The organism is Bradyrhizobium sp. 149 (assembly GCF_023073915.1).
GTDB lineage: Bacteria > Pseudomonadota > Alphaproteobacteria > Rhizobiales > Xanthobacteraceae > Bradyrhizobium.
Window position 1 is genome coordinate 40943 of sequence record NZ_JADPKK010000002.1, and the last position, 20541, is coordinate 61483.

The 20541-nt window shown below is 65.1% G+C and carries 18 protein-coding genes; 7 read left to right on the forward strand and 11 right to left on the reverse strand.

The window, feature by feature from the left end:
* Positions 1-42 precede the first annotated feature (42 nt).
* Complete coding sequence (locus tag IVA88_RS00220; protein ID WP_007596519.1) at positions 43-243, forward strand: cold shock domain-containing protein; 201 nt, start codon at positions 43-45, stop codon at positions 241-243.
* Between the two features lie 170 nt (positions 244-413).
* Here the strand turns inward: IVA88_RS00220 and IVA88_RS00225 are convergent, their stop codons facing one another.
* Positions 414-875: an Lrp/AsnC ligand binding domain-containing protein gene (locus IVA88_RS00225; protein ID WP_007596520.1), complete on the reverse strand. Its 462-nt coding sequence runs from the start codon at positions 873-875 to the stop codon at positions 414-416.
* A 114-nt stretch (positions 876-989) separates the two neighbouring features.
* Between IVA88_RS00225 and putA the strand changes: the two genes are divergently transcribed.
* From putA to IVA88_RS00240, 3 genes are all read left to right on the forward strand, one after another.
* Positions 990-4001, forward strand: a complete 3012-nt coding sequence (gene putA, locus IVA88_RS00230; protein WP_247495288.1) for a bifunctional proline dehydrogenase/L-glutamate gamma-semialdehyde dehydrogenase PutA — start codon at positions 990-992, stop codon at positions 3999-4001.
* Between the two features lie 112 nt (positions 4002-4113).
* Positions 4114-5319 (forward strand): CoA transferase, encoded by a 1206-nt coding sequence (locus tag IVA88_RS00235; protein ID WP_247495289.1) that lies wholly within the window; start codon positions 4114-4116, stop codon positions 5317-5319.
* A gap of 204 nt (positions 5320-5523) precedes the next feature.
* Positions 5524-6171: a glutathione S-transferase family protein gene (locus IVA88_RS00240; RefSeq protein WP_247495290.1), complete on the forward strand. Its 648-nt coding sequence runs from the start codon at positions 5524-5526 to the stop codon at positions 6169-6171.
* Positions 6172-6180: 9 nt separating this feature from the next.
* On the opposite strand, the gene IVA88_RS00245 is transcribed toward IVA88_RS00240, so the two are convergent.
* The 6 genes from IVA88_RS00245 to IVA88_RS00270 all read right to left on the reverse strand — a co-directional run bounded on the left by IVA88_RS00245 (position 6181) and on the right by IVA88_RS00270 (position 11291).
* Entirely contained in the window at positions 6181-6345 is a 165-nt protein-coding gene (locus IVA88_RS00245) for a hypothetical protein (protein ID WP_247495291.1), read from the reverse strand.
* Positions 6346-6371: 26 nt separating this feature from the next.
* Positions 6372-7934 carry a hypothetical protein gene (locus IVA88_RS00250; protein ID WP_247495292.1) on the reverse strand — a complete coding sequence of 521 codons (1563 nt, stop codon included), beginning with the start codon at positions 7932-7934 and terminating at the stop codon, positions 6372-6374.
* A gap of 93 nt (positions 7935-8027) precedes the next feature.
* Positions 8028-9011: a hypothetical protein gene (locus IVA88_RS00255; protein ID WP_247495293.1), complete on the reverse strand. Its 984-nt coding sequence runs from the start codon at positions 9009-9011 to the stop codon at positions 8028-8030.
* A gap of 276 nt (positions 9012-9287) precedes the next feature.
* A complete protein-coding gene (locus IVA88_RS00260) occupies positions 9288-9785 on the reverse strand; it encodes a TPM domain-containing protein (RefSeq protein ID WP_247495294.1) in 498 nt (165 codons plus the stop codon).
* A 3-nt stretch (positions 9786-9788) separates the two neighbouring features.
* The gene (locus IVA88_RS00265; RefSeq protein ID WP_247495295.1) at positions 9789-10667 is read right to left on the reverse strand and encodes a YgcG family protein; all 879 of its coding nucleotides are present in this window, start codon (positions 10665-10667) and stop codon (positions 9789-9791) included.
* A gap of 15 nt (positions 10668-10682) precedes the next feature.
* Entirely contained in the window at positions 10683-11291 is a 609-nt protein-coding gene (locus tag IVA88_RS00270; protein ID WP_247495296.1) for a LemA family protein, read from the reverse strand.
* 186 nt (positions 11292-11477) lie between these two features.
* Between IVA88_RS00270 and IVA88_RS00275 the strand changes: the two genes are divergently transcribed.
* The 3 genes from IVA88_RS00275 to IVA88_RS00285 are packed head-to-tail and all read left to right on the forward strand — an operon-like array spanning position 11478 to position 14698.
* A complete protein-coding gene (locus IVA88_RS00275; RefSeq protein ID WP_247495297.1) occupies positions 11478-12332 on the forward strand; it encodes an enoyl-CoA hydratase in 855 nt (284 codons plus the stop codon).
* 5 nt (positions 12333-12337) lie between these two features.
* Positions 12338-13486, forward strand: a complete 1149-nt coding sequence (locus IVA88_RS00280) for an acyl-CoA dehydrogenase (RefSeq protein WP_247495298.1) — start codon at positions 12338-12340, stop codon at positions 13484-13486.
* 15 nt (positions 13487-13501) lie between these two features.
* Complete coding sequence (locus IVA88_RS00285; RefSeq protein WP_247495299.1) at positions 13502-14698, forward strand: acyl-CoA dehydrogenase family protein; 1197 nt, start codon at positions 13502-13504, stop codon at positions 14696-14698.
* 108 nt (positions 14699-14806) lie between these two features.
* On the opposite strand, the gene IVA88_RS00290 is transcribed toward IVA88_RS00285, so the two are convergent.
* From IVA88_RS00290 to IVA88_RS00305, 4 genes are all read right to left on the reverse strand, one after another.
* A complete protein-coding gene (locus IVA88_RS00290) occupies positions 14807-17128 on the reverse strand; it encodes a xanthine dehydrogenase family protein molybdopterin-binding subunit (protein WP_247495300.1) in 2322 nt (773 codons plus the stop codon).
* Between the two features lie 124 nt (positions 17129-17252).
* Positions 17253-18356 carry a trypsin-like peptidase domain-containing protein gene (locus IVA88_RS00295; RefSeq protein ID WP_247495301.1) on the reverse strand — a complete coding sequence of 368 codons (1104 nt, stop codon included), beginning with the start codon at positions 18354-18356 and terminating at the stop codon, positions 17253-17255.
* A 150-nt stretch (positions 18357-18506) separates the two neighbouring features.
* Positions 18507-19382 (reverse strand): dihydrodipicolinate synthase family protein, encoded by an 876-nt coding sequence (locus IVA88_RS00300; protein WP_247495302.1) that lies wholly within the window; start codon positions 19380-19382, stop codon positions 18507-18509.
* Between the two features lie 62 nt (positions 19383-19444).
* Positions 19445-20410, reverse strand: a complete 966-nt coding sequence (locus tag IVA88_RS00305; protein ID WP_247495303.1) for a VOC family protein — start codon at positions 20408-20410, stop codon at positions 19445-19447.
* Between the last annotated feature and the right edge of the window lie 131 nt (positions 20411-20541).

Here is a 20541-nt window from a genome sequence, read left to right on the forward strand (position 1 = left end):
GGCGGTTCGATATCTCGGAGGAAGACCCGCGGAGAAGTCGTGATGGCTAAAGGTACGGTCAAGTGGTTCAACCCGACGAAGGGTTATGGATTTATCCAGCCTGCGTCGGGCGGCAAGGATGTGTTCGTGCATATCTCGGCAGTGCAGAAAGCCGGTCTGTCATCCCTGAACGAAGGACAGACGGTGGAATATGAAGAGATCGCAAACCGAGGCAAAAGCTCCGCAGAGAACCTCAAAGTATAAGCCCGCCGGCTTTTGCTAACTCCCGGGTCGATCCGGGAGTCGGGCCAAGAAAATTTTAGAAGACGGTCAGTGCATTCGACGACAGGCGTTGCGATTGCACACGGAGAACTATTTGCCAGCGAAGGCCGCCCGTTCGACGCCACAGCAATGACAATCGCGACAGCACGTCGTTAGTCCACCGGCAACGGCGCGTCGCGCTTGATCTCTTCCATCACCGCATAGGTTCGCGTCTCGCGCACGCCCGGCATCGACAGCAAGGTCTCGCCGAGGAAGCGTCGATAAGCCGTCATGTCCGCCAGCCGCGCCTTCACAAGATAGTCGAAGCCGCCGGCAACCATGTGACACTCCAGCACTTCGGGCGCGAGTTTCACCGCGCGCGCAAAACGCTCGAAATTATCGGGCGTGGTCTTGTCGAGCAGCACCTCGACGAACACCAGGAGCCCGAGGCCGAGCCGGTGCGGGTTGAGCCGCGCGCCATAGCCTTCGATAAAGCCCTCTCGCTGCAAACGCTTCAGCCGCTCGCCGATCGAGGTCGGAGACAGCCCGATGCGTTCCGCGAGTTCGACATTGGCGATCCGCCCATCCTGCTGCAAAATCGAGAGAATCTTCCGGTCTGTTCGATCGAGTTCCATACTTTATAAGGCCAAATGACTGGAAGGCTTCATTTTCTAAGTCAAATCAGCTAAATTGTCTATCGAGCTAAGGTAGCGTGGGCATTATCCTGGATTTCAGCCACAGGACACGCCATGCCGAACATTCCACCTCCGTTCATCGCCCCCTACGCGCCCGATGATGCCGATATCGCCGCGCGCCTGTTGTCATCTGCGCATCTCGGCCCGGCACAGGAGGCGCGGATCGACCGCACAGCGACGCGGCTGATCGAAGCCATCCGCAAGCGAGACGAACGGCTTGGCGGAGCTCTTGGCGGAGTCGAGGACATGCTGCGGGAGTTCGCGCTCTCGACCAAGGAAGGGCTCGCCTTGATGGTGCTGGCGGAGGCGCTGCTGCGCGTGCCGGACGCGCGCACCGCCGACCAGTTCATCGAGGACAAGCTCGGCGAGGGCGACTTCATCCACCACGAGACCAAGTCCACCGCCTTCCTGGTCAACGCCTCGGCCTGGGCACTGGGTCTGTCGGCGCGGGTGATCCAGCCCGGCGAGACGCCAGACGGCACCATCGGCCGGCTGGTGAAGCGGCTGGGCGCACCGGCCGTGCGCACCGCCACACGCCAGGCGATGCGGCTGATGGGCAACCATTTCGTGCTGGGCGAGACCATCGAGCAGGCCCTGGAGCGGGGCAAGCCGCGCTCCGGCCAGAAGACGCGTTACTCCTTCGACATGCTCGGCGAAGGCGCGCGCACGGCTGCCGACGCGAGGCGCTATTTCGACGCCTATGCCAGCGCAATCGAGACCATCGGCAAGGCGGCGGGTAGCCATCCCTTGCCCGATCGGCCCGGCATCTCCGTCAAGCTCTCGGCGCTGCATCCGCGCTTCGAGGCGATCAGCCGCGACCGCGTGATGGCTGAGCTGGTGCCGCTATTGCTGGACCTGGCGCAGCGCGCCAAGGCCCATGATCTCAACTTCACCGTCGATGCCGAGGAAGCCGACCGGCTGGAATTGTCGCTCGACGTGATCGCGGCAACGCTCGCCGATCCCTCGCTTGCCGGCTGGGACGGATTTGGCCTGGCGGTCCAGGCCTATCAGAAGCGCGCCGATGCGGTGATCGACTATGTCGATGCGCTCGCCCACGCCCATGATCGCAAGCTGATGGTGCGGCTGGTCAAGGGCGCCTATTGGGACACCGAGATCAAACGCGCGCAGGAGCGCGGGCTGGACGGCTATCCCGTGTTCACCCGCAAGGCGATGACGGATCTGAACTACGTCGCCTGTGCTCAAAAGCTTTTGAGTCTGCGGCCACGCATCTTCCCGCAATTCGCCACCCACAACGCGCTGAGCGTCGCGACCGTGCTGGAGCTTGCCGGCGAGAACGGCGGCTTCGAATTCCAGCGGCTGCATGGCATGGGCGAGGCGCTCTACGAGCAGCTCGCCAAGGATCATCCCGACATTGCCTACCGCACCTATGCGCCCGTCGGCAGCCATCGCGACCTGCTCGCCTATCTGGTGCGGCGACTGTTGGAGAACGGGGCCAATTCCTCCTTCGTGGCGCAGGCGGCCGATTATCGCGTACCGGTTACGGCGCTGTTGCAACGTCCGGCGGATGCCATCGTCCAGCGGCAGCAGGCGGCCCATCCCAAAATTCCGCTCCCCTGCGATCTGTTCGCGCCGGAGCGGCGCAATTCACGTGGCATCGAATTCGGCGCGCGCGCCGCACTCGACCGGTTGCTGACGGAGGTTAAGGCCGAAACGGCCAACCTCGAGCCGATCGTCGATGCAACGCCGGATCAGGCCAATGCGGCAGTGGCCGCAGCGCGCGCGGGCTTTGCCGGCTGGAGCCGGAGGCCGGCAGGCACGCGCGCGGCGGCGCTGGAGCAGGCCGCGCATCTTCTGGAGAACCGCGCGCCTCATTTCATCGCGCTGCTGCAACGCGAGGGCGGCAAGACGCTCGACGATGCGCTGTCGGAGCTGCGCGAGGCCGCCGACTTCTGCCGCTATTATGCGGCGCAGGGCGGCAAGTTGTTCGGCAACGATGTGGCGATGCCGGGCCCGACCGGCGAGAGCAATGCGCTGGCCCTGCGCGGCCGTGGCGTCTTCGTCGCGATCTCGCCGTGGAATTTTCCGCTGGCGATCTTCCTCGGCCAGGTCACCGCCGCGCTGATGGCCGGCAACAGCGTGGTGGCCAAGCCTGCGGAGCAGACCCCGCGCATCGCGCTTGAGGCGGTGCGGCTGCTCCACGAGGCCGGGGTCCCCGCAAGCGCGCTGCAGCTCGTCACCGGCGACGGCCGCGTCGGCGCCGCGCTGACTGCGCACGCCGGCATCGGCGGCGTCGTCTTTACCGGCTCGACCGAGGTCGCGCGCAGCATCAACCGGGCGCTGGCTGCAAAGGACGGACCGATCGTGCCGCTGATCGCGGAGACCGGCGGCATCAACGCCATGATCGCGGATGCGACCGCGTTGCCCGAGCAGGTCGCAGACGATGTCGTCACCTCGGCGTTTCGTTCCGCCGGCCAGCGCTGCTCGGCGCTACGGCTGCTGTTCGTGCAGGAGGACGTCGCCGACCGCATCATCGAGATGATCGCTGGCGCGGCACGCGAGTTGAAGATCGGCGACCCCAGCGACGTCGCGACCCATATCGGCCCGGTGATCGATGTCGAAGCCAAGCAGCGCCTCGATACGCACATCGCACGGATGAAGACCGAGGCGCGGCTGCACTTTGCCGGCACTGCGCCGGAAGGCTGCTTCGTCGCGCCGCATATCTTCGAGCTCAAGGACGCCGGCCAGCTCACCGAGGAGGTGTTCGGCCCGATCCTCCACGTCGTGCGCTACCCTGCCGAACATCTCGAACGCGTCCTGCAAGCCATCGAGCGCAGCGGCTATGGGCTGACGCTCGGAGTCCATTCCCGCATCGACGATACGATCGAGGCCATCATCGACCGCGTCCAGATCGGCAACATCTATGTCAACCGCAATATGATCGGCGCCGTGGTCGGCGTACAGCCGTTCGGCGGCAACGGCCTGTCCGGAACCGGTCCGAAAGCCGGTGGCCCGCACTACCTCGCGCGTTTTGCCACCGAGCAGACCGTGACGATCAACACCGCAGCGGCCGGCGGCAACGCTGCCCTGCTCGCAGGGGATGAGTGAGGCGCGGCGAGGAGCGTTGCATCCCGCCGAAACATCGGTCTAATGCTGCCCGACGTGGCCCTCGCCAATTCCAGCGCGCGGGAAACGACAAGAGCGAGGGAGCAACGCCGCGATGGAAAAGGGCATTTTTGCACGGCTCAAGGTTCTGGATTGCGCGAGCTTCATCGCAGCGCCTGCGGCCGCGACCGTGCTGTCGGATTTCGGCGCCGACGTCGTCAAGATCGAACCGCCCGGCGCCGGCGATCCCTACCGCAATCTGCCCAACATTCCGGGCTATCCGACCAGCGAGCACAATTTCGCCTGGCTGCTGGAGGCCCGCAACAAGAAGAGCATCGCGCTCGACCTCACAAAGCCGGAAGCGCAGGCCGTGCTCTACAAGCTCGTGGGAGAGGCCGATGTCTTCATCACCAACATGCCGCCGCCGGTGCGCGCCAAGCTCGGCATCACCTATGACCACCTCGCCCATCTCAACGACCGGCTGATCTACGCCTCCTTCACCGGCTATGGCGAGAAGGGCGAAGAGGCCAACAAGCCCGGCTTCGACAGCAACGCCTATTGGGCACGCTCCGGTCTGATGGACCTCGTCCGCGCCGACACCAACACGACGCCGGCCCGCTCGGTCGCCGGCATGGGCGACCATCCCTGCGCCATGGCGTTCTACGGTGCCATCGTCACCGCGCTATATCAGCGCGAGAAGACCGGCAAGGGCTCGCATGTCGCCTCCAATCTGATGGCGAACGGCGTGTGGGCTGCGAGCGTTCTGGCGCAGGCAAAGCTCTGCGGCGCCAAATTCGGCGAGCGGCGACCGCGCGAGCGCGCGCTGAACGCGGTGGCCAACCACTATCAGTGCAAGGACGGCCGCTGGCTGATCCTGTCGCTGCTGAGCGAGGAGAAGCAGTTTCCGACGCTGGCCAGGTGTCTGGGCCGCGAGGACCTCATCACCGATCCGCGGTTCGCCACCAAACCCGACCGCCACGCCCGCTCCGTCGAGCTGATCAAGATCTTTGACGAAACCTTTGCGACCAAGGATCTCGCCGAATGGCGCAAGATCCTCGACGGCAACGGGCTGGTGTTCGGCATCGTCGGCATTCTGGACGACATTCCGAACGACAAGCAGATGCTCGACAACGAGGTGCTGGTGCCGTTCGAGAACGACACCATGCTCACCATCTCCAGCCCGATCTGGATCGACGGCGCCAAGAAAGTGCAGCCGCGCAAGCCGCCCGGCGTCGGCGAGCACAGTGACGAGATTTTGCGTAGCGCGGGATACGACGAGGCCGCGATCAAGCAGCTGCGGTCGAAGGGGGCTGTTGGCTAGGTGAGCACGCTGACACTCCATACTCCCGTGTCGTCCCGGCGAAGGCCGGGACCCATATCCCAGAGAGGAAGTTGTCGGACGAGGCTGATAACTCCAAGTCTTCACCAAACCACGTTCGGTGGTTATGGATCCCGGCCTTCGCCGGGACGACGTTGGGGAAATAGATCGATCAACATCAGCAAATGACCATCACCGCGAGGTCCCATGCCCAGCTACCGCCTGCACTACTTCCCCGAATCCGGCAACAGCTACAAGCTGGCGCTGATGCTGACGCTTTGCGGCGAGAGGTTCGAGCCGGTCTGGACCGACTTTGCCGGCGGTATCACGCGCACGCCGGAATGGCGCAAGAGCGTGAACGAGATGGGCGAAATTCCCGTTCTCGAAGTCGACGGTGTGAAGATGACGCAGACTGCGCCCCTCCTGCTCAAGCTTGCCGAGCAGTTCGGGCAGTTCGGCGCCGAGACGGCGGAGGAAAAATTCGAGCTGCTGCGCTGGCTGTTCTGGGACAACCACAAGCTCACCGGCTACATGGCGACCTACCGCTTCATGCGCGCCTTCACGCAAAACAACGATCCGCAGGTGCTGAAGCACTTCCGGCGGCGGCTCGAGGATTTCCTCGGCATTCTCGACGGCCATCTTCAGCACAATGAATTCGCGATCGGCACCAGGCCTACCGTCGCCGATATCTCGATGATGGCCTATCTGCACTATCCGAGCGACGAGCACGGTTTTGATTTCAGGGCGAGCTATCCCGCGATCCACGCTTGGCTCGGCCGCATGGCCGCACTCCCGCGCTGGCAGCCGGCCTACGAGCTGCTGCCCGGCAAGCGGATGACGAATTACGCGAAGTGAAGGCGCCGGCTACTTCAACGCCAGCCAGCCGAGCGTGAACAAAATCCCGCCGACGATGACGACGACCGCGACCGCCGAGGTGCTGACGCGGATGCTGCCGGTGACCTGCTTGGCTTCTTCATTCTGCGCGATCTCGCGATTGCGCTCCTTGTTGGCTTCACTGGAGTCCGTCATGGTCGTCCAAACCGGTTGGAGATAGCCTAACGCGTCTTGATGAAGCACATGCCGATGCGGCGCGAGGCCGCGGCAGCCTGACAGGTCAGACCTTTAGCACAGCTCCATGACGTAAAACTCCTGTCAGCCGATCCCGATCCCGCATTTTCCAGGGAACAATGCGCGCCCCAGCCGTCCTGATATTCGGTCCCCGCCAGCTCATTGCCGCCGCGGGTCTGCGGACGGCTGGCAAACCCGCGGGAGAAATCGGGACGTTTGCCCGCGGCAATCGCGGTCAGAATGTCGCGGCGGCGGACCTGGTCGCCAAGAAAATGCGGCGAGGCCGGTACAATCGTGGCGTTGGACGGCTTGTCCGCGAGCCAATCGACGCCGGGGAAATGAAAGCCGCCGATGCCGCGGGTCTGGTGGCAGCCGGCACAGGTGATGTCGTTGAGGCGGCGCTGGAAGCCCGCGACCGAGCGGACGTTCTGCAGGTCGATGCCGCGCGCAGCCGCCTGCTTCAGTGCACCAACCACGTCATTGTCGGTGAAGACAGGCTCGCCTTTGCCCTCTTCCTTGCCTTCTTGGCTGCCTTCCCCCTGCATCATGCCGAACTCCGGCTGCAACGCCGAAGCATCGAGGCCGGCGGGTGTCGGCACCACCGCAGCCTTGGCCAGGAATTTCTCCGGGATCAGCACTGTGCCGCGGTCGAAGTCGCGAAGATGATCGGGCGCGAGCAGCCAATCCCGGAAGTCGCGCCGGAGATCATTGTCGGCGAGAATGCGGTCGCGGTCGATCTGGTTCTCCAGCGTCGATTCCTCGAACGTCTTCGAAGCGGTGTCGTACTTGAACACCTTGAGCAGATAGTCGGAGCGGAAATCGTGCAGTGCCGATTTCGCCGCAACCGAGATCTGGATGTTGGTCTCGACGCGATCGAGCATCGCATCGTAAGGATAGAAGTCGCCGCCGATCAGCCCCTGCCAGTCACCATTGCCGAGCCAGCGTCGCGCAACCTCGGCGCAGGTGACCGGCTTGCCGTTCCCGTCCATCTGGCGCGCGTCCCGCGCCTTCATCACCAGATTGAGGGTCATCGGCAGCCGCGTCGCTGTCGTGCCGCCGTCCGGCTTGGTCTCGAAACGCGCGAGACGATAGATCAGGCGGATCTCGCCGCATGACTCTTCCGACACATAGGCGCGGTCCATGCGGTTGACGATGCCGACCAGCACGAAGCGGGTGTCGCGGGATTTCAGATTGGCCCGATCGAACAATTGCACGTCAAAGCCTTCGCCGACGCCGATGGTCTCGGTCGGATATGCTGCTCTCTGCCGGGCGACGTAGCTGTCGATCTCCGCGTCGATCGCGATAGGAATTTCCTTGAGCTGCGACAACCACGCGAACATCAGATCGGTCGTCAGCGGAAAGTTCGCGTTCCGCTCCGGCCACAACAGGCGCGAGATCGTGAATGCGTCGCGCTGGTCGAGCTCGCGCAGGAGATCGGGGTCGGTGATCGTCGTGCCGCGCGCCAGTTGCGAGTTCTCCGCGGCCAATACCGACACGATGCCGCCGAGAAATACGACGGCAGCAACGAGAATTCGCAACGCGCGGCTCATGCCTTAGGTAACACCGCACAGGCAGGGCTATTCAAGCAAAAAGGCGCTTCACCTGGTGGTGAAGCGCCTCTTCGGAAGTGGGGTATGAGCGGCTCAGCGCGCGACGATCAGGCCCTTGCTGGTAACGACCACCCAGCGGCCGTCCTGTCGGCGGATCGCATCCACACGGCCGACGCCCGGGATGGGGTCGCCGGCATAGACCTCATAGAGGCCACCGCGGCCCTCGACCAGTGCGCCGCCGTTGGAGACGTCGCGCAGCACCCAGCCTTCGACGGTCGGTAGCCGGCCGACCTCGGACTTGGGTGCCGCGGGCGCCGGCGCAGCTGCGGCGGTCGCAACCTGGGTCGGCGCGATCGAGCCGGTGGTCTCCCTGGCGGGCACGGCGGCGGCTGCGGCCGGGGCGGGCGCCGCCGGCGGGGTGGCACGGAGCTTGTCGACGGTTTCGGACAGCTTTGCGATTTTGGCCATCGGCTCGGCCTGCGCCTTCTCGAGCTTGTCGAGGCGGTCGTTGGTCCGGTTGAACTGGCCGAGGCCGGTCTTGGAGGTGTGCTCGACATTCGCCTTCAGTGCGACGACATCGGCGTCGATCCGGGCGACCGAGGATTCCAGCGCGCTGGTGCTGGTATCGGCGCCCTGTGCCGGCGCGGGGGCTGCGAAGTGCATCATGCCGGCGGTCGCGAGCGCGCCGCTGATGGCGCCGACACTGGCGGCAATCGCCACCACCGCGGCCATCGCCGACAGGCGGCGCTTGCCGCCGGTCTCGCGCGGCTGGTCCGCCTTCACATGGGGCGCGAACTCCTCACCGTCCCAGGACCACTCCGCGGGTGCCATGACGATGAGCTTGCCGGGCTTTGGCTCGGATTTGGTCTCGGCTTGGGGCTCAACCTTGGCTTCGAACTTGGGCACCTCGATCCGCGGCGGCTCGATCTTGATCGGATCGGGCTTCGGGGGCGCCTCGTGGTCAGGGGCAATCGAAGGAGCCTCGATTCCTGCAGCCTCGACGGACTGCGGCGCGGTCGCGGCGGCTTCAACGACGCTCGTCTGCTCACCGGTCGTTTGGGCAGCCTGCTCAGCCATTGGTTCGCTCACAGTTCGAATACTCCACTCTGGATTGACCTTTTGGTAACTTTCATTGCTTGCGAAATCCTTACTTCGGGACCCGCTTACCGAAATTTTAGGGAGTCATCCGGGGCCGAATTGGGCCGGGAACGTGGAACCGGTGTGGCGGGTATGAAACAATTTGTAACCGGGCGAAGATGAACGGCCGCGCAACGGACGCCACAAACGCTGCGCTGCCTCCGCGTGGTCAACGACGTGCGTGGATGGCGCCCGCGCCGTCCACATCACTGGCCGTCACATCACCACCGGCGCATCCGGCAGCTCGTTCGGGTGCGTATCCTGCGGCGGGAAATGCCGCGCCAGTTCCTGCGACACGGCCTCGATGCCGCCGATCACGCCGCGCTCGAACTGCCCCGACCTGAACTCGGCCTCCATCGCCCGGCAGATCTGTTCCCAACGCCCGGCACCGACCTTTGCGTCGATGCCGCGATCGGCGACGATCTCGACGTCGCGGTCGGCGAGCAGGAGATAGATCAGGACCCCGTTGTTGTGCGCGGTGTCCCAGATGCGCAGATGCGAGAAGACGTCGAGCGCGCGCTCGCGCGCCGGCTCGTTGCGAAACAACGGCCCGCCATCGAGCGCGCCTTCCACCACGAAGCGGACCTGCCCGGAATGGCTGGCTTCGCCGCGCTTGATCGCCTGCTCGATGCGGTCGAGCACGCTTTTCGGAAACGCCCGCTTGGCACGCCAATGATGCTGGAGCAGATGTCGGGTGACGCGCTTGATGCTCATGACCTACCAGCTCCCCGAGGCGCCGCCGCCGCCAAAACTGCCGCCACCGCCACTGAAGCCGCCGCTCGACGACGATCCGCTGCTCCAGCCGCCGGATGAGGAGCCGCTCGACCACGAGCGGCCGCGCGAGGTTCCCGTACCCGATCCCGCACCAAACAGATCGGCGATAAACGTCAGGACAGCGCCGAGCACGCCGACGCCCAGACCGATGACAGCGGAGCCGATCACGAACCAGGCGAGGACACCAACGATCGCTCCGGTTATCCCCGAACCGAACAGCCGCCCGAATAGACGGCGCAGCATCCCGCCCACGACCAGCGGCCCGAACAGAACAAAGTAAAAAAGCGGCTCGATGTCATTCCAGTCGCCGAAATTCACGCTACGCGAGGGCGTCGGCAACGGCTCGCCGTCGATAACGCGGATCATGCGATCGATGCCCGCGGCGATGCCGCCGGCGAAATCGCCGCTCCTGAATTTCGGCGTGATGGCCTCGTCGATGATGCGCCGCGAGGTGACGTCGGTGAGCGCGCCCTCGAGCCCGTAGCCGACCTCGATGCGCAGATGCCGGTCGTTCTTGGCGACGACAAGGATGGCACCGTCGTCGACCTTCTTGCGCCCGATCTTCCAGGCCTCCGCAACGCGGATCGCGAACTGCTCGATCGTCTCCGGATCCGTCGTCGGCACGATCAGGACGGCGACTTGGCTGCCCTTGCGCGTCTCGAAGTCCTGCAGTTTTTGCGACAGCGCAGCGATGTCGCTGCTGGAGAGCGTGCCGGTCTGATCGACCACGCGGCCGGTCAGTTGCGGCACGGCGACATCGGCTGAGGCGGCGAACGGCCATATCAGCGCAAGCGCGAGCAGGAGGGCCTTGGCGGCACGCATCGGGGCCGAGCGCCCTTACTTCGACGGCGCGGGCGCAGGATTGAAATCGACCTTCGGTGCGGTCGAGATTTCCTTCTCGTTGTCAACCGAGAAGTTCGGCTTCTCCTTGTATCCGAACATCATCGCAGTGAGATTGCTCGGGAACGAGCGAATGGTGACGTTATACTCCTGTACCGCCTTGATGTAGCGGTTGCGTGCCACCGTGATACGGTTCTCGGTGCCTTCGAGCTGCGACATCAAATCCTTGAACAGTGCATCCGACTTGAGCTGCGGGTAGTTTTCGGTGACCACCAGCAGCCGCGACAACGCGCCGGAGAGCTCGCCCTGGGCTGCCTGGAATTTCTGGAATGCGGCGGGATCGTTCAGCACCTCGGGTGTCGCCTGGATGCTGCCGACCTTGGCCCGGGCATTGGTGACGCCGAGCAGCACGTCCTTCTCCTGCTGCGCAAAACCCTTCACCGAGTTGACGAGGTTGGGCACGAGATCGGCGCGGCGCTGGTACTGGTTCACGACCTCGGACCAGTTGCCCTTGATCTGCTCGTCCTCGCTCTGGATCGCGTTGTAGCCGCAATTGGTGAGGCTCAGCGAGGCCAGCGCCGCCAGCACGGTCAGGATCTTGCGCATCAAATTTCTCCCGATGGAATCTGGCGCAAACTATCAGATTGCACGCGTGAGATGCCAGACATCTTGCGAGCAAGCTGAGGCCTGCGAAAAGCAGCCGATCTACGCAAGCCTCTTGCTTAATCCCGGCTGTAATAGTCAACTCCAGGAAACAATAGCACCAAGATGGAAGCGCCAAGGGGGAACGCGATGACCTCGTTCGAGACCATTCTCGTGGAGAGGCCGGAGCCGGCGATTACCCGGATCGTGATGAACCGGCCCGACGCGCGCAACGCGCAGAACCTGCAAATGACCTACGATCTCAACGCCGCCTTCGACGCAGCGGTGCAGGACGATACGGTCAAGGTGATCATTCTGGCTGGCAAGGGCCCGCACTTCTCCTCCGGCCATGATTTGCGCCCCGGCGGCAAGAATGAAGCAGGCGTCGATTTTCCGCCGATCGGAAATTGGGGCGGCTTCCCTGAACCAAACGCCCATGGCCGCTTCGCGCGCGAGCAGGAGATCTATCTCCAGATCACGCGGCGCTGGCGCAACCTCGCCAAGCCGACTATTGCCGAGGTGCACGGCAAGTGCATCGCCGGCGGCCTGATGCTGGCCTGGGCCTGCGATCTCATCGTCGCCAGTGACGATGCGCAGTTCTGCGATCCCGTGGTCACCATGGGCGTCTGCGGCGTCGAATGGTTCGTGCATCCCTGGGAGCTCGGCCCGCGCAAGGCCAAGGAGTTTCTGTTCACCGCCGACAGCTGGAGCGCGCAGGAGGCGCACCAGCTCGGCATGGTCAACCAGATCGTGCCGCGCGCGGAGCTGTCGGCCGCCGTGCTGGCGCTGGCGCACAAAATCGCATCCAAACCGTCCTTTGCGCTCAAGCTGACCAAGGAGGCGGTGAATCGTTCGGTCGACGTGATGGGGCAGCCGGCCGCAATCGACCAGGCCTTCGCGCTGCATCAGCTTTGTCACGCGCATAATCTTCAGGAGTTCGGCATGATCGTCGATCCATCCGGCCTGCACCCGTCCGTGCGCAAGCCGCCGACGGCCGCGGAGTAGACACGATGGATCTCAATCTCACCGACGAGCAACGCCTGCTGCGCGAGAGCGCGGAACGCTTCGTGGCCGAAAGTTACGATGCCGATCACCGCCGCAAGATGGCGAACGATCCGCTCGGCTTCAGCCCGACGGTGTGGAAGCAATTCGCCGAGCTCGGCTGGCTGGCCTTGCCGATCGCGGAAGAGTTTGGCGGGCTCGGCGGCAGCGCGGTCGAGATCGGCATTTTGATGGAAGCCTTCGGCCGCGGACTGGTGTCGGAGCCGTATATCGCAACGGTCGTGCTCGGCGCAGCACTGGTCGAGCGATGCGGCAGCACTGCGCAGAAGCAGGCAATCCTGCCGAAGATCGCCGAGGGATCGGTGAAGCTTGCTCTGGCGCATTCCGAGCGCGCAGCGCGGTTCGATCTTGCCAAGGTCGCGACCATCGCCAACAAGACGGCGCAGGGCTGGCGGCTCTCCGGCAGCAAGATTGCGGTACTCGACGGCCACGCCGCCGATGAAATCATCGTCTCCGCGCATATCCGCGATCAGCGGGGGGCATCGGGGCGGATCGGTCTCTTCCTCGTATCGGCGCAGACGCCGAGCCTCGTGATCAGCGACTATGTGCGCCTCGGCGGCGGCCGCTCCTGCAACATCGAACTGTCGGACGTATTTCTGCCGGAAGCTGCCTTGCTCGGTGACGGACACGACGCGCTGCCCGCGATCGAATGGGCGATCGACCGCGCCATGGCCGCGCTCGGCGCCGAGGCGGTCGGCATCATGCAGGTGCTGCTGGACACCACGCTGGAGTACACGAAAATCCGCAAGCAGTTCGGCCGGCCCCTTTCGGCCAACCAGGTGATCCGCCACCGTCTCGCCGACATGGCGGTACAGGTCGACGAGGCGCGCTCGATAGCGTTGCGCGCCGCGCTGAAGGTCGACGCGGAGCCTGTCCAACGCGCGCGGGCCGCGTCGGGCGCCAAGGCAAAGATCGGCAGATCTGCGCGCTTCGTCGGCGAGCAGTCGATCCAGCTCCATGGCGGCATGGGCGTCACCGAGGAGCTCGAGGTCGGCGCCTATTTCAAGCGGCTGGTCGCATTCGATACGTTGTTCGGCGGCAGCGCGCATCATTATGACCGCCACGCCCGGCTTGGCCGCACCACCGTGCCTGCCTGACACGAGGAGCGCATCATGGACCTGTCCTTCAATGCCGAGGAGCGCGCCTTCCAGGACGAGGTGCGCGGCTTCATTGCCAAGAATCTCACCGAGGAGATGAAGCGCGCGACGGCGCTGACGCCGTCGGTGTTCTCCGACCCCGATGTCGGCATGGCCTGGCAGCGCGCGCTGCACGCCCGAGGCTGGGGCGCGCCCGGCTGGCCGGTCGAGCACGGCGGGCCGGACTGGACGCCGGCGCAGCGCTGGATCTTCGAGACCGAAAGCGCGCGCGCCGGCGTGCCCAACGTCAACGTGATGGGCGTGAAGATGGTCGGGCCCGTCATCATCGGCTTCGGCTCGCCTGAGCAGAAGAACTTCTATTTGCCGCGCATTCTCTCCGGCGAGGATTATTGGTGCCAGGGCTATTCCGAGCCGGGCTCCGGCTCCGATCTCTCCTCGCTGAAGACGCGCGCGGTGCGCGAGGGCGACGACTACATCATCAACGGCACCAAGATCTGGACCACGCATGCTCATCACGCCAACCGCATGTTCGCGCTGGTGCGCACCAGCGACGGCCCGCGGCAGCAGGACGGCATCAGCTTCATCCTGATCGACATGAAGACGCCCGGCATCACCACGCGTCCCATCCTGACCATCGGCGGCGACCATGAGGTCAACCAGGTGTTCTTCGATGACGTGCGGGTGCCCGTTGCCAACCGCGTCGGCGAGGAAGGCAAGGGCTGGACCTACGGCAAGTACCTGCTCGAGTTCGAGCGCGGCTCCGGCATCGCCTCGGCGAAGCTGCGCGAGGGATTGAAGGCGATCGCGGAGCTTGCGGAGTCGGACCTGACGGGCCGCGCGATCGACAGCCCTGACATCGCGACGCGCATCTCCGAGGTCGAGGTCGACATCGACGCGCTGGAGATGACCGAGCTGCGGGTGCTGTCGGCGCTGCAGACCGGACAGAATCCCGGCGCGGTGTCGTCGATCCTGAAGCTGCGCAACAGCGAGATCAGGCAGGCCGTGACGCGGCTTGGCGTCGACGTGATCGGTCACGACGCTCTCGCGGTCGAGCCGATGCGCCCGCTCTACCAGCTCAACCACGAGCCGGCCGTTCCGGAGGAGATGCTGACGGTGGTGCCGGAATATCTCAACGGACGCGCCTACACCATCTTCGGCGGCACCTCGGAGATCCAGCGCGACATCATCGCGAAGATGATGCTGGGGATTTGAGCCACGGCCCTCTCACCCGTCATTGCGAGGAGCCCTTGCGACGAAGCAATCCAGGCTGCCTCCGCGGAGGGATTCTGGATTGCTTTCGCTGCGCTCGCAATGACGGTATTAACCCGCCGCCTTCGCCGCCCTGATCGCCTGCCAGATCTTCTGCGGCGTCAGAGGCGTGTTGAGCTGGGTGATGCCGAGCTCGGCGAGCGCGTCCATCACGCCGTTGGTGACGCAGGGCGGGCCGCCGATGGCGCCGGATTCGCCGCAGCCCTTGGCGCCGAGCGGATTGGTGCGGCAGGGCGCGGACTCATCGAGCGTCACCAAGATCGGCGGAACGTCGTCGGCGCGCGGGATGCAGTAGTCCTGGTAGCTCGCGGTGAGCAGCTGGCCGTCGGCATCATAGGACACGCCTTCATACAGCGCCTGACCGATACCTTGGGCGACACCGCCATGGATCTGCCCCGTCACCAGCATCGGATTAACCGCGACACCGACGTCGTCGACGGTGGTGTAGCGCACGACCTTGGACACGCCGGTCTCCGGATCGATCTCGACCTCGCAGATATGGGTGCCGTTCGGCCAGCTTGGACCATCCACCTCGCCTTCGGAATCGACGCTGAGTTTTGCGCCGCCTTCTTTCTCGGCAAGATCGAACAGGCTGATGCGGCGGTCGGTGCCGACCACGGTGAGCATGCCGCCCTGATATTCGATGTCCTCGATCGAGGTCTCCAGCACGTTCGCCGCCTTCTCGCGCGCCTTCTGGATCAGATCGTTGGAGGAGACCGCGACCGCCGTGCCGCCGACGAACAGCGAACGCGAGCCGACGCTGCCAAAGCCCGTCGCCAGATCAGTGTCGCCCTGGACCACGTCGATCTTGTCCATGGCAATGCCGAGCGTGTCGGAGATCATCTGGGTGTAGGTGGTCTGCAAGCCCTGCCCCATCGCCATAGTGCCGGAATGCAGGATGACGCGGCCTTCCGACGTCGCGTGCAGGCTGACCTTCTCGGTGTGGGCGCGGCCGCCGGTCCATTCGATATAGGAGGTGAGCCCGCGACCGTAGAGCAGGCCCTTTTTCTTGGCGGCCTTCTTGCGCGCGGCAAATCCGTCCCAATCGGCAAGCTTCACGGCGCGATCGAGCATGTGCGCGAAGGCGCCGGAATCGTAGACCTGCCCCGCCGCATTGGTGTAGGGCAGTTGCGCCGGCTTGATGTAGTTGGCTTTCCGGATCGCGCGCGGGTCCATGCCGATCTTTCGGGCGGCCGCGTCGAACAGACGCTCGACGATGAACACGGCCTCGGGCCGGCCCGCACCGCGATAGGCGCCGACCGGCGCGGTGTGGGTCATCACCGACTTCACCTCGAAATGCACCAGCGGCAGGTCGTAGACGCCGGTCTGGACGAACGGGCCGAGCACCAGCGGAATGATGTTGGCCGCGCCGGAGGAATACGCGCCGGTGCAGCCGATCGAGCTGACGCGATAGGCCAGCACCTTGCCCTTCTCGTCGAGCGCGAAGGAAGCGGTCGAGGTCAGATCGCGGCCGTGGGTCCCGCCGACGAATTCGTCGGTCCGATCGCCGCGCCAGCGGACCTTCTTGTTCAGCTTGGTCGCGGCATAGGCGACGATGCCGTCCTCGGGATAGAGATTGGTCTTCTGGCCAAAGCCGCCGCCGATATCGCCGACCAGCACGCGAATGCTGTCCTTCGGACGCTTCAGCACGGCCTCGGCCAGCACGTCACGGGTCGAGGCGGGCGTCTGCGATTGCACATGCAGCAGAAGGCGGCCGGACTTGTCGATCTCGGCAATGGTCGAGCGCGGCTCCATGGCCGAGGGCACCAGACGCTGGCTGACGAGATCGAGCTCGACCGTATGCGCCGCGTTGGAAAAAGCCTCGTCCACCTTGGCGGCATCGCCGTAAGCCATCGCGCCGACGATGTTGTCGGGCGCCTCCGGCCACACTACGGGGGCGCCGGGCATGACCGCCTCGACGGGATCGACCACCGCCGGCTGCACGTCATATTCGACCACGATCGCTTCGGCTGCGTTCTGTGCGTCAGCGCGCGAGGCGGCGACCACGGCGGCCACGGCCTCGCCGGCGTAGCGCACGATTTCGTGCGCCAGCAGGCGGCGTGGCGGCACCGTCATCGGCTTGCCGTCGGGGCGCTTGAAGATGCTCAGCGTCGGGATGACGCCGATGTCGTCCTTGATGAGGTCGGCGCCGGTGTAGATTGCGGTCACGCCGGGCATCGTGGCCGCCGCGCCGGTGTCGATCGAGACGATCTTCGCGTGGGCATGCGGCGAGCGCAGCAGGTACAACCACAGCGCGCCCTCTGCCGGCTTGTCGTCGATGAACTGCCCCTTCCCGGTGAGCAGCCGCTGATCTTCCAAACGCTTGACGGGCTGCCCCGCTCCGAAACGCAAATTGCCGGGAAGAATGTTCATTCCGCTATGTCCTCGAAATCCGGAAAACGACCGCCGCGGTTTTAGCCGATTTTACGGGCCAGACAACCGAGCCCCGGCACATCTGCAATGCGCATCAGGGTCCTTGCTGGCGCAGATTGGCGGGCTACGACCGCTCGATATCGATGATGCCTACATTCACATCGCGACTGTCCGAGCCCCGCTTGACCGTGAGGCGGACGGTCTTTCCTGCCCCGGCCTGCTCCAGCGCATCGGTCAGGTCGGAAAGGCGCCGCACCGGCTTGCCTTCGGCCGCGGTGATGATGTCTCCGACCGCGCCGGTGGACATGTTGACACCGCGAATCCCCGCCCGCTCGGCGGGGCTGCCGGGGGCCGTCCGCACCACGATCACTCCTTCGACGCCAAGCCGCGTCGACACATCCTCGCCGGCCGCGACGATTCCAATGCCGGGCGTCGGCACGCGGCCGTTGCGGATCAGCTCGGGGACAATCCGGTTCACGACATCGGCCGGCACCGCGAACCCGATGCCGGCGTTCGAGCCGGACGGCGATATGATTGCCGTCGTGACGCCGATCAGCCGGCCTGCAGAGTCCAGCAGCGGCCCGCCCGAATTGCCGGGATTAATCGCAGCATCGGTCTGGATGACGTTGGCGATCTCCCGGCCGCCATGGGTCGGAAGCCTGCGCTTAAGCGCGCTGATGATGCCGCTCGTCATCGATTGATCCAGTCCGAACGGATTGCCGATCGCGAACGCGGACTGCCCGACCTTCAGGTCGCCCGAACTGCCGAGCGCCACCGGCCGTGGAAGCTCGCGCACGCTGCGGATCCGCAGCACTGCGAGATCGTAATTGGGAGCTCGGCCGACGAGATCGACCTCAGCCACCTCTCCCGACGCAAAGCGCACGGCGATCTCGCCGCCATTGGCCACGACGTGATTGTTCGTCACGAGGTGCCCCTCGCGATCCCAGACGAATCCTGTGCCGGAAGCACCGCCGCCCTGCCCTTCCTCGCCCATGAGAGGATTGGCCACCGACCTGACAGCAACCTGGACGACTGAGGGCGATACGCTCTCGAAGACGCCGATCGTCGCCTTTTCGCCATCGGACAGCGGGCCGCGCTGCTCGACGGCACGTGCGGAGGGTGCCGCCCACGGCACATAGGAGATTGGGACATGCAGAATCTTCGCGGCCGTGACGGCGAGCAGCAGGGCGGCGAAGGCTGCGGCGGCAATCGCGTAGCGACGATTCATCGTGATCAACGTCTCCTCTGGGATGCGCGTACATGGCGATAGATCTCGCTCACGCAGCAACGTCGCAAACCAGCGGAAGTTTCTCAGTTGGCAGGTGGGGATTTTCTGCTCCTGGCACGGGACCGGGGCATATTGCCGCGTGACCAGCAGCTACGACATCTGCCCCAAGGCCGCTTCCACGATCTTGCGCTGCTCGACGGTCAGAGCGCCCTGCGGCGGGATGGGATCGCCGACGTCGTAGCCCTGGATGGCCAGGCCGGCCTTGATGCAGGCCGCCAGATTGAAGCGGGCGAAGGCCTCGTTGATGCGCCACAGCCTGCGCTGGAGCGCCATCGCCTCGTCCCAGCGGCCGGCCTTGCAGAGGTCGTAGAGCGCAACGCTCTGGCGCGGGATGATGCAGGCCGGGCCCGCCATCCAGCCAAGCCCGCCGATCAGCATCACCGCGGCGGGGATGTGGGCGGAGGCCGAGAACACCCGCAAGGCATCACCGCAGCAGTTCATGATCGAGAGCAGCCGGCCGGTGTTGGTCGAGGCGTCCTTGATGTAGCCGATGCGCGGATGCTCGGCGAGGCGCGCGATGACATCGAGGGTGAGATCCGAGCGCTGGAATTGCGGATTGGTATAGATGACGACGGGGATGTCCACGGCATCGGCGATGGCGCGGAAGTAGGATTCGATTTGGGCATCGGCAAGCGGGAAATACGCTTCCAGGATCGCCAGAATGCCGTCGGCGCCGAGTCTCTGATGCGCTTTCGCTTGCGCGACCGCGTCCGCCGTCGAGGTGGAGGCGACCCCGGCGACAACCGGCACACGTCCCTTCGCGGCCTCGATCGTGGTCTGCACGACCACGGTGCGCTGCGCGGCATTGAGATAGGCGAACTCGCCGGTCGAGCCGAGCGGCGTCAGACCGTGCACGCCGGCGCCGATCAGATCGTCGCAGAGCCTGCTGAGCACGTTCGTCCGCACCGCGCCGTCGGCATCGATGGGAGAGACGAGATAGGGGAAGACGCCGTGAAAGTCGGACATGTCAGGTGTGGATCCGGAAACTGGCTACGCCAGACCGGTCTTACCAACGCTCGCCCCGGCGATCAAACCCTGATCAGCCGCACCCGCGTGCCCCAGGGATCGATCGCCTCGAGGCCATTCGCAAGCGCCGTGACTTTCGTGCCGCCCTTGCGCAGGCGCTCCTCCTGCGCGGCAAGCAGGTCCGGCTTCTCCGTCACCAGCGAGAACCAGGCGAGCCCTGTTGCCTGATCGTCGCGTTGGCCAGCGCCCTGGCTCTGCCAGACGTTCATGCCGAGATGATGGTGATAGCGGCCGGACGACAGGAACGCGGCGCCATTCCGTTTGCGGGTCGGATCGAGGCCGACCGTGCCGTGGTAGAAATTCTCCGCCTGCGCGAGATCGCCGACACGCAGATGCATGTGGCCGATACGCAAGCCGTCCGGCGCCCTGGCATAGTCGGCAACGCGCGTATTGGTCAGCGACAGCAGGTCGGGAATGTTGAGCTCGTCGGAGGCCATCTTCACGCTGCCCTCGCTCCACTGCCATTGCGAGGGATCGCGGTCGGCATAGACCTCGATGCCGTTACCCTCGGGGTCGTCGAGATAGACCGACTCGCTGACGAGGTGATCGGCAAAGCCCGACATCGGCACACGATGCGAAGCCGCGTGCACCAGCCAGCGCGCGAGGTCCTTGCGCTTCGGCATCAGGAAGGCGGTGTGGTAAAGGCCGGCGGCTTTGCGCGGCTCCATCTCGGCATCGGGACGGGCCTCCAGCACCAGCAGGGGGATACCGGCCGTGCCGAGTCGCGCGGCGCTCGCCGAGCGTTCCATCACGGTGAGCCCGATCACGTCGCGGTAGTAGTCCGCAACCTTGTCGAGATTTTTTACCCGGAGCGTCACCATGCCGACCCGCATCGGCGTGCGGCTGGCATAGGTCGGGCCGCCGCCCTGCGGCGTGCCCTCGGCGCGCGCCGCGCCCGCAGCCGCCATTGCGAGCGAAGTGGCGCCGGCGAGTTGAAGCAAGGTGCGGCGGGTGAGGTCGATGGTCATCAATCAGGGCTCGCTGGAAACGTTTGAGGCCGTGCGGCGCTAGGTCGGGCCGATTGCTACACGTTCCCGTGAGCGGCTCCCAATCACATGTTCGTCGGCCGTGGTCTTACGGACCAGCTTTCCTGGTCAGC

Coding starts and splice junctions, on each gene's coding strand:
- IVA88_RS00270 (WP_247495296.1), bottom strand. CDS start 11,291: ATGCGCAAGATCCTGACCGTGCTGGCGGCGCTGGCCTCGCTGAGCCTC.
- IVA88_RS00265 (WP_247495295.1), bottom strand. CDS start 10,667: ATGCGTGCCGCCAAGGCCCTCCTGCTCGCGCTTGCGCTGATATGGCCG.
- IVA88_RS00295 (WP_247495301.1), bottom strand. CDS start 18,356: ATGAATCGTCGCTACGCGATTGCCGCCGCAGCCTTCGCCGCCCTGCTG.
- IVA88_RS00250 (WP_247495292.1), bottom strand. CDS start 7,934: ATGAGCCGCGCGTTGCGAATTCTCGTTGCTGCCGTCGTATTTCTCGGC.
- IVA88_RS00285 (WP_247495299.1), top strand. CDS start 13,502: ATGGACCTGTCCTTCAATGCCGAGGAGCGCGCCTTCCAGGACGAGGTG.
- IVA88_RS00255 (WP_247495293.1), bottom strand. CDS start 9,011: ATGGCTGAGCAGGCTGCCCAAACGACCGGTGAGCAGACGAGCGTCGTT.
- IVA88_RS00245 (WP_247495291.1), bottom strand. CDS start 6,345: ATGACGGACTCCAGTGAAGCCAACAAGGAGCGCAATCGCGAGATCGCG.
- IVA88_RS00235 (WP_247495289.1), top strand. CDS start 4,114: ATGGAAAAGGGCATTTTTGCACGGCTCAAGGTTCTGGATTGCGCGAGC.
- IVA88_RS00280 (WP_247495298.1), top strand. CDS start 12,338: ATGGATCTCAATCTCACCGACGAGCAACGCCTGCTGCGCGAGAGCGCG.
- IVA88_RS00240 (WP_247495290.1), top strand. CDS start 5,524: ATGCCCAGCTACCGCCTGCACTACTTCCCCGAATCCGGCAACAGCTAC.
- IVA88_RS00260 (WP_247495294.1), bottom strand. CDS start 9,785: ATGAGCATCAAGCGCGTCACCCGACATCTGCTCCAGCATCATTGGCGT.
- IVA88_RS00290 (WP_247495300.1), bottom strand. CDS start 17,128: ATGAACATTCTTCCCGGCAATTTGCGTTTCGGAGCGGGGCAGCCCGTC.
- IVA88_RS00305 (WP_247495303.1), bottom strand. CDS start 20,410: ATGACCATCGACCTCACCCGCCGCACCTTGCTTCAACTCGCCGGCGCC.
- IVA88_RS00225 (WP_007596520.1), bottom strand. CDS start 875: ATGGAACTCGATCGAACAGACCGGAAGATTCTCTCGATTTTGCAGCAG.
- IVA88_RS00300 (WP_247495302.1), bottom strand. CDS start 19,382: ATGTCCGACTTTCACGGCGTCTTCCCCTATCTCGTCTCTCCCATCGAT.
- IVA88_RS00275 (WP_247495297.1), top strand. CDS start 11,478: ATGACCTCGTTCGAGACCATTCTCGTGGAGAGGCCGGAGCCGGCGATT.
- putA (WP_247495288.1), top strand. CDS start 990: ATGCCGAACATTCCACCTCCGTTCATCGCCCCCTACGCGCCCGATGAT.
- IVA88_RS00220 (WP_007596519.1), top strand. CDS start 43: ATGGCTAAAGGTACGGTCAAGTGGTTCAACCCGACGAAGGGTTATGGA.